This is a genomic window from Streptococcus sp. k-378 (genome assembly GCF_013277505.1).
Taxonomy (GTDB): Bacteria; Bacillota; Bacilli; order Lactobacillales; family Streptococcaceae; genus Streptococcus; species Streptococcus pseudopneumoniae.
Map to the genome: position 1 here is coordinate 1 of NZ_VMNC01000054.1, position 7,347 is coordinate 7,347.

The 7,347-nt window shown below is 40.5% G+C and carries 7 protein-coding genes; 5 read left to right on the forward strand and 2 right to left on the reverse strand.

The annotated features are described in order from the left end of the window. Positions 1 to 227: 227 nt before the first annotated feature. Positions 228 to 797 (reverse strand): MptD family putative ECF transporter S component, encoded by a 570-nt coding sequence (locus HT719_RS06485; protein WP_172928607.1) that lies wholly within the window; start codon positions 795 to 797, stop codon positions 228 to 230. 134 nt (positions 798 to 931) lie between these two features. Between HT719_RS06485 and HT719_RS06490 the strand changes: the two genes are divergently transcribed. The 5 genes from HT719_RS06490 to nrdI all read left to right on the forward strand — a co-directional run bounded on the left by HT719_RS06490 (position 932) and on the right by nrdI (position 5,634). Beyond that, positions 932 to 1,546 (forward strand): YesL family protein, encoded by a 615-nt coding sequence (locus HT719_RS06490; RefSeq protein ID WP_141230343.1) that lies wholly within the window; start codon positions 932 to 934, stop codon positions 1,544 to 1,546. After that, positions 1,524 to 3,194 carry a sensor histidine kinase gene (locus HT719_RS06495; RefSeq protein ID WP_345790032.1) on the forward strand — a complete coding sequence of 557 codons (1,671 nt, stop codon included), beginning with the start codon at positions 1,524 to 1,526 and terminating at the stop codon, positions 3,192 to 3,194. Before HT719_RS06490 ends, HT719_RS06495 begins: the two co-directional genes overlap by 23 nt. An 11-nt stretch (positions 3,195 to 3,205) precedes the next feature. Then, a complete protein-coding gene (locus HT719_RS06500; RefSeq protein WP_172928609.1) occupies positions 3,206 to 4,492 on the forward strand; it encodes a response regulator transcription factor in 1,287 nt (428 codons plus the stop codon). A gap of 60 nt (positions 4,493 to 4,552) precedes the next feature. After that, positions 4,553 to 5,086, forward strand: coding sequence for an ABC transporter permease (locus HT719_RS06505; RefSeq protein ID WP_172928611.1), 534 nt, complete (start codon positions 4,553 to 4,555; stop codon positions 5,084 to 5,086). Between the two features lie 77 nt (positions 5,087 to 5,163). Continuing rightward, positions 5,164 to 5,634, forward strand: a complete 471-nt coding sequence (gene nrdI / locus HT719_RS06510) for a class Ib ribonucleoside-diphosphate reductase assembly flavoprotein NrdI (RefSeq protein WP_049539619.1) — start codon at positions 5,164 to 5,166, stop codon at positions 5,632 to 5,634. 285 nt (positions 5,635 to 5,919) lie between these two features. On the opposite strand, the gene HT719_RS06515 is transcribed toward nrdI, so the two are convergent. Continuing rightward, positions 5,920 to 7,182, reverse strand: a complete 1,263-nt coding sequence (locus HT719_RS06515) for an NRAMP family divalent metal transporter (RefSeq protein ID WP_172928613.1) — start codon at positions 7,180 to 7,182, stop codon at positions 5,920 to 5,922. Between the last annotated feature and the right edge of the window lie 165 nt (positions 7,183 to 7,347).

Consider the following 7,347-nt stretch of genomic DNA (forward strand, 5'->3'; position numbering starts at 1 on the left):
TTATACTCAATGAAAATCAAAGAGCAAAGTAGGAAACTAGCCGCAGGTTGCTCAAAACACTGTTTTGAGGTTGGAGATAAGACTGACGAAGTCAGTTACATATACCTACGGCAAGGCGACGTTGACGTGGTTTGAAGAGATTTTCGAAGAGTATCAATTCTTGGGAGATTTCTTGACTAAGTCTTGAGCCATAAATAAAAAAGAGCCGTGTGGCTCTTTTTAACTGATCAGATTTTCTGGGCAAATTTTTTACTCACGGCTTGTCCAATCAAGGCACCCACTAGGGCTCCGATGACAACACTTGCGATAAATAGAAGGACAGTTCCAGGGGTTGGAGCGACCATGATACGGTCGATATATTCTTGGGATTTTCCTCTTGCTAGAAGGGTTGCCATATAGGCTTTGGGCGCAATCCACATAAGCAAGATTGGTCCTGCTGTACTAAAGGCAAAGAGTATGAAAGAAAGGAAATTCTTAGTTTGGTCCTTGTATTTTCCGAGGTTAGCTACTGCATCTGCTAGCAGACCACAGATAATTCCAGGAAGGAAGGCACCGGCACCGTGTTTAGTTCCCAAGAAAAAGAGAGCAATAACAAGACCGATAGTGGTAATGGCTCCAAAGCGCGGAACTTTTGCGACTAGGATCATATAGACGCTACCGCCGACAAGGGCAGTAAAAGCAGGCGCATAAAACATGTTTCCAGTTTGGTCAAAGAGATTGCCCAAAAGGACACCAATCCCCATGCAGAGGAAGTAAAGAACTGCAAAAAGCAGTGTAGTTAAGATAGATTTTTTCATGAATCATCTCCTGATCATTTTTTCACAATTCTCATTGTACCACGGTTTGGTGGGATTGTAAATGGATAGTCTATGTGTTTGAAAACGCTTGAAATATGCTATAATAGTTTCAGAGTTATTTTTAGGAGGATATCATGGGGAGATTTTTAGACTTTGTCTTTAATCGTTTCTTTTTAGGGATGATTGCGACAGCCTTCTTTTGGCTATTAACATTGGCAGGAGGGATTATCCTTGGTCTAGCGCCAGCTAGTGCTACCTTGATGAGCCTATATGCAGAACATGGTTATAGTTTTCGGGAATATAGCTTGAAGGAGGCGTGGTCTCTTTATAAGCAAAATTTCGTCTCAAGCAACCTGATTTTCTATAGCTTTTTAGGAGTGGATTTAGTTTTGGTCTATGGCTTGTATCTCTTGGTACAATTGCCTCATCAGACTATTATTCATTTGATTGCGACCTTTTTGAATGTTCTAGTAGTTGCCCTGCTGTTTTTGGCTTATACAGTATCTTTGAAATTACAAGTTTATTTTGACTTGTCTTATCGAAATAGTCTCAAACTATCCTTGATTGGCATCTTTATGAATCTAGCAGCTGTGGCCAAGGTTCTCCTTGGGACAGTGTTACTTGTAGCAATTGGTTACTATATGCCTGCCCTGCTATTTTTTGTAGGAATTGGGATGTGGCATTTCTTTATCAGTGATATGTTGGAACCGGTCTATGAAAGTATCCATGAAAAATTGGCGACAAAGTAGGATGAAGCAGTTTTGGCTACATACGCTTCTGCGAACCTACAGTTCAGTGATGATCATTATTATTGCGAGTTTTGCAATCTTACTCTCTTACGCTGACTGGGATTCACGTGAAAAGGAAGCCCAGAGAGTAGCCCAGCGTGTAACTGCTAGGACAGTGAGTGAAATTGAATATTACCATAGAGAGTCAACCCAGATAGCTCAGGCTTTAGTTGAAAATCAAGCTCGTATTGAGGGAATCTATAAATACTTTAGCCTTAGCATGCCAGACTATTTTTACTGGCAATTAGAGCGGAAAGCTTCGCCTTATGTATCAGTCTCTCTGCATGAAAATGTTGATGACCTCTATGTTCGAAATGATTTTGTAACTGGAGTGGCCATTGCTTTTCAAGATTACAAGGAAGTCTATGTTTCTACTAAAGACAAACGTAGTGGAGAAAAAATCAGGGCTGAGGATTTCAAACCAGCAGGAAATAGTTTTGCCATTCCGGTGTCAGATCCAGTGTCAGATCAAGATTTAGGAGTGATTTACATCTCCTTGGACCCTGCTGTTTTATACCATGCCATTGATAATACTAGAGGTCATACTCCGATGGCAGTAACAGTGACCTCACCTTTTGATACGGAGATTTTTCATATTGGTGAGACGGTTGATAAGGAGAGTGAAAGTTGGCTAGTTGGCTTAACTTCTCACGGATATCAGGTTCAGGTGGCAGTTCCAAAAAACTTTGTTTTACAAGGAACAGTGACTAGCTCTGCTTTGATTGTGAGCTTGAGCCTTCTCTTTATTGTCATTCTTTATCTGACTTTGAGGCAGACCTTTGCTAATTATCAAAAGCAGGTAGTGGATTTGGTGGATTCCATCCAAGCTATTGCCCAAGGACAAGAAGGTCTTCGCATCGATACGCTTGAAAAGGATCAGGAATTACTCCTAATCGCGGAGACGACCAATGATATGTTAGATCGTTTGGAAAAGAATATCCATGATATTTATCAGCTAGAGCTTAGTCAAAAAGATGCTAATATGCGAGCCCTGCAGGCGCAAATCAATCCTCATTTTATGTATAATACGCTGGAATTTTTACGTATGTACGCAGTCATGCAAAGTCAAGATGAGTTGGCAGATATCATTTATGAGTTCAGTAGTCTCTTGCGTAACAATATTTCTGACGAAAGAGAAACACTCCTCAAACAGGAATTGGAATTTTGCCGTAAATACAGCTATCTCTGCATGGTTCGCTATCCCAAGTCCATTGCCTATGGTTTCAAGATAGATCCAGAGTTAGAGAATATGAAGATTCCCAAGTTTACCTTGCAACCGCTGGTAGAAAATTATTTCGCGCATGGTGTTGACCACAGACGGACAGATAATGTGATTAGCATCAAGGCGCTTAAACAGGATGGTTTTGTAGAAATTTTGGTGGTCGATAATGGCCGTGGAATGTCGGTTGAAAAACTGACAAGTATTCGAGAAAAATTAAGTCAGAGACATTTTGAACACCAAGCCAGTTACAGTGATCAAAAGCAATCTATCGGGATTGTCAATGTCCATGAGCGTTTTGTGCTCTATTTTGGGGACCGCTATGCTATTACTATAGATTCTGCAGAGCAAGCAGGTGTTCAGTATCGTATTACAATTCAAGATGAGTAGAAAGGGAGAAAATGTATAAAGTATTATTAGTAGATGATGAGTACATGGTGACAGAAGGTCTGAAACGTTTGATTCCCTTTGATAAGTGGGATATGGAGGTCGTCGCAACAGCCAGTCATGCCGATGAAGCCCTAGAATATGTGCAGGAAAATCCCGTCGATGTCATCATTTCAGATGTCAATATGCCCGACAAAACAGGGCTTGATATGATTCGGGAGATGAAAGAAATCTTACCAGATGCTGCCTATATCCTGCTCTCAGGTTATCAGGAGTTTGATTATGTAAAAAGAGCAATGAACCTTAGTGTGGTGGACTATCTGGTCAAGCCTGTTGATAAGGTAGAGTTGGGAAATCTGCTGGAGAAGATTGCAGGTCAGCTCGGCGAGAGAGGAAAGAAAAGTCAGACCCTCAGTCAAGATTTAGACGAGGCTGGATTTGTCAGTTATTTAGGGAGTAAGGAGAACTGGTGGATTGGTCTTTCAAAGGAAAAACAAGGTTCTTTCACTATTCCATATTATGTGTTAGGACAAGATTGGCAGATTTTTATTTCTGATCAACCCCTAGATGGTTTAGTCGTTACTCCCTTTGAAGCTCCTTATCAAGAACACTTTGAACGCTGGAAGCTGAATGCTGAGAAAGCCCTCTTTTACGGTTCTGTAAATCTAAAACAGTCTCAGAGTCTCTTTGCCTATTACGAACCGATTTATAGGGTTATCATTCAGGGGAATCTCAATCAAATCGTGGAAGAATTGAACCTTTTGGAGAAGGTGGTTCTTGAAAATACACCGCGTGTTCCGATTACCAAACAGCTTTTTATCCAGTTTGTCATGGATGTCTTTCACTTGTTTGAACATCTAAAAGCTGATGATATGACGGACATTGTCAAAACGATTCATGCTATTCAATCCTTCGATGAATTGGTTTCTTATATCAAGGGAACTCTGATTAGCTTTTTCGGTCAATACCGTATGAATGAAAATGTGGTCAGTGTGCTGGAAGTCATTGGTCGGGATTACCAAAAGGAGCTGTCCCTCAAGGATATCAGTAAGGCTCTCTTTATCAATCCTGTCTATCTAGGACAGTTGATTAAGCGAGAAACCGATTCGACCTTTGCAGAGCTACTAAACAAACAACGTATTAAGGCTGCCCAGCAGCTCTTACTTTCAACTAGTGACAGTATCGAAGATATTTGTTATGCTGTTGGTTACAGTAACCTTGGATATTTCTATAAAGTTTTCCGAAAATTGTGCGGAAAATCGCCAAAAGCCTACCGAAAACAGGTAGAAACGATACTATAAGATTTGTATTCCTTTACAAAATGTGCTATAATATGAATAATATTATTAGGAGGTTCTATCATGAAAAAGAAACCGATTTATCTATGGGTCTTGTTAATCTTGTCTGCCCTTATTTCAGTTCCGTCTCTGTTTGGGATTGTGAGTCCCTTGCCTAGTAAAGAAGCCCTTCGTGCTGCTCAGAAACAAGTTGCAGGGGTCAGTGCTCAGCAATTAGAAGACCAGCTTAATTACAACTATGGAGTAGCAGAAGCGTATCATTCTATTTTTAATATGGCCTTGATTGTGCTATCTGCTATTTTAGTTGTAGTAGCGATTGTCTTCCTTATTCGTAAGAATTTGCAATATGCAAACTATACTTACGTTGGCTATGTTTTGCTAGCCATTATCGGTTCGATTTATGGCTATGTTGGTTTACAGGACGCTGTGCAGTTGGTTCAAGATGAGAGCATGCGTTTGACAATGAGTATTGGTTCAAAAGCTGTTAGCATTTTCTATATCGTCATCAATGTTCTCTTCCTAGCTCTTGTCTTCTATAAGATGTGGCGACAACAGAAAGCCTTGGCAGAAGAAGAGGAAGCAGAAAATCTTGCCTAAGTATTGACAAAAAAGAACTATCAAGATACAATCTTGGTAGTTCTTTTTCGATTAAAAATAAAATCATGGAGGTACATATGAAGACAATTTCTTTAGTTTATATTAGTTTGAGTGGCAACACTGAAAGTTTTGTGACGCGCTTGAAAGATTATCTCTTGTCCCAGTACGAGGGAATTGAGGTTCAAAAGATTCATATCAAGGATTTGGTAAAGGAAGGTCACGATTTCTATGAAATGGACCATCCCTATGTCGCTTTTTTGCCGACCTACCTCGAAGGTGGGAATGGCGTTGATAACGGAGATGTCGAGATCTTGACGACACCCGTTGGAGATTTTATCGCCTATGGTGACAATGCTAGTAAGTGTTTTGGCGTAGTTGGTTCAGGAAATCGTAACTTTAATAACCAATACTGCCTGACAGCTAAGCAATACAGTCAACGCTTTGGATTCCCTGTCTTGGCTGACTTTGAAATGCGAGGCATGCTGGAAGATATCAAACGTGTCGCAGCTATTATCGCAGATTTGTATGAGTTGGAAAAGGAGAATTAAAGTCAATATAAGAGGCGCTTGAGATTTTTCAACTGTTTTTTTGAGTATAAACAGTCTTTGAGAACGTAAAAAAGCATAAGTTCAGGTCTTTAAAACCTTGTTCTTATGCTTTTTATCATAGAAATATTTGCTGCATTTTCTCTTGAAATGAAACCTTATACTCAATGAAAATCAAAGAGCAAACTAGGAAACTAGCCGCAGGCTGTACTTGAGTACGGCAAGGCGACGTTGACGTGGTTTGAATTTGATTTGCGAAGAGTATTATCTTCATCTCGCGCTTGTCAGTTAACCTGCTTTTCCGATTGCGAGTGCGTAGATAAAGAAGATGGCAAAGCCAAAGAGGAAAATCAATCCTGCAATGGCAAGGTGTTTGAGCCAAGAAGGAAGATTTTTGTTTTCACGCGTTACCAAGGCGTAATTCAAAAGAGCGAAGAATGGTGTTGTCAGGAAAGAACCAATCATAGCAAAGCGGAGCATGGTTGATACCTGACCAGCGAAGAACTTGATAATGACGATACCGATGATAGCAGTGATGGTCATCCAGATGTTCAAAGATTTACGATTGTCTTCTTTTTGACTGATTAGCAGTCGGAGAGATTCCTGATTGACACGAGAGTAACCATCAATAACGGTGATAACTGTTCCAAAGATACAGAGGAAGGCAATAAAGGTAATCAAGTAACGGGACCATTCGCCAAGGACAGAGGCATACATGCCCACGAATTGAGAGATGTATTTGGCTGAAGCAGCTTCAACCGCCTGCCCTGTAGGATATTGAATCAATGCTCCCAGTGCTACAAAGAACACAGCTAGGATAGCTGTTCCAATGTAACCAACGTTAAAGTCAAATAGAGCGTCTTCTGTGTTAAAGTTGACGGTCTTTCTCTTTTCAGCTGACCAAAGTGAATTGATAGCTGAAATTTCAATAGGAGCCGGCATCCATCCTAGGAGGGAGACGATGAAGGGCAGAGCTGCCATTTGCCAAGGTGTCTTCTCGACAAAATCAGAACTGTATTCTGGATGCTTGACCGCCGCAATGATAACTGCAAGAACAGTCGCAATGGTTAAGGCAGACATAATCCATTTGACCATGCCGTCTAAAAGTTTGTAGCCTCCAAAGAGTAGCATAGCCCAAATGATTGCAACGAGAATGAGGGACCACTGAGTGATGCTAAGACCGATCATTGGGAAGGCACTGGCGATGATAGCTGAGCACAGAATGGCAACACCAGCTGTGTTGACCATAGCCGAAAAGACATTGAGAATGAAGAAAATCCAGAGATAGAGTTTTCCTTTTTCGGCATAACCTTCAACCAAAGTCTTTCCAGTATCAGCTGTGTATTCAGCACCAAAACGGAAAAATGGATATTTAAAGACATTGGCTAAGATGACCAAGAGAAGTAGAGACCAACCGTAAGAACCGCCGGCTTGAGTTGAGGATACAATGTGAGAACCGCCAACAGCGGCAGTTGCCATTAGGATTCCAGGTCCCATTGCTTTTAGTTTACTTGTCCAGGTTGATTGATTTAACGAAATAGCTTGCGACATGATAGATACTCCTTTTTGAATTTTCAGAATAATCTGGATATGTAATCTATATTCTACAAAAAACTTTGGGAAAATGCAAGAATATTTTGAAAAAAGATAGAAAATTTACAAAGAAGATCTGAAAATAACTGTTATGATAGTGATACTCTTCGAAAATCTCTTCAA

Excerpts from the sequence above, each read along its gene's own strand:
- HT719_RS06485 (WP_172928607.1), bottom strand. The coding sequence starts at position 797 with ATGAAAAAATCTATCTTAACTACACTGCTTTTTGCAGTTCTTTACTTC.
- HT719_RS06490 (WP_141230343.1), top strand. The coding sequence starts at position 932 with ATGGGGAGATTTTTAGACTTTGTCTTTAATCGTTTCTTTTTAGGGATG.
- HT719_RS06495 (WP_345790032.1), top strand. The coding sequence starts at position 1,524 with ATGAAAAATTGGCGACAAAGTAGGATGAAGCAGTTTTGGCTACATACG.
- HT719_RS06500 (WP_172928609.1), top strand. The coding sequence starts at position 3,206 with ATGTATAAAGTATTATTAGTAGATGATGAGTACATGGTGACAGAAGGT.
- HT719_RS06505 (WP_172928611.1), top strand. The coding sequence starts at position 4,553 with ATGAAAAAGAAACCGATTTATCTATGGGTCTTGTTAATCTTGTCTGCC.
- nrdI (WP_049539619.1), top strand. The coding sequence starts at position 5,164 with ATGAAGACAATTTCTTTAGTTTATATTAGTTTGAGTGGCAACACTGAA.
- HT719_RS06515 (WP_172928613.1), bottom strand. The coding sequence starts at position 7,182 with ATGTCGCAAGCTATTTCGTTAAATCAATCAACCTGGACAAGTAAACTA.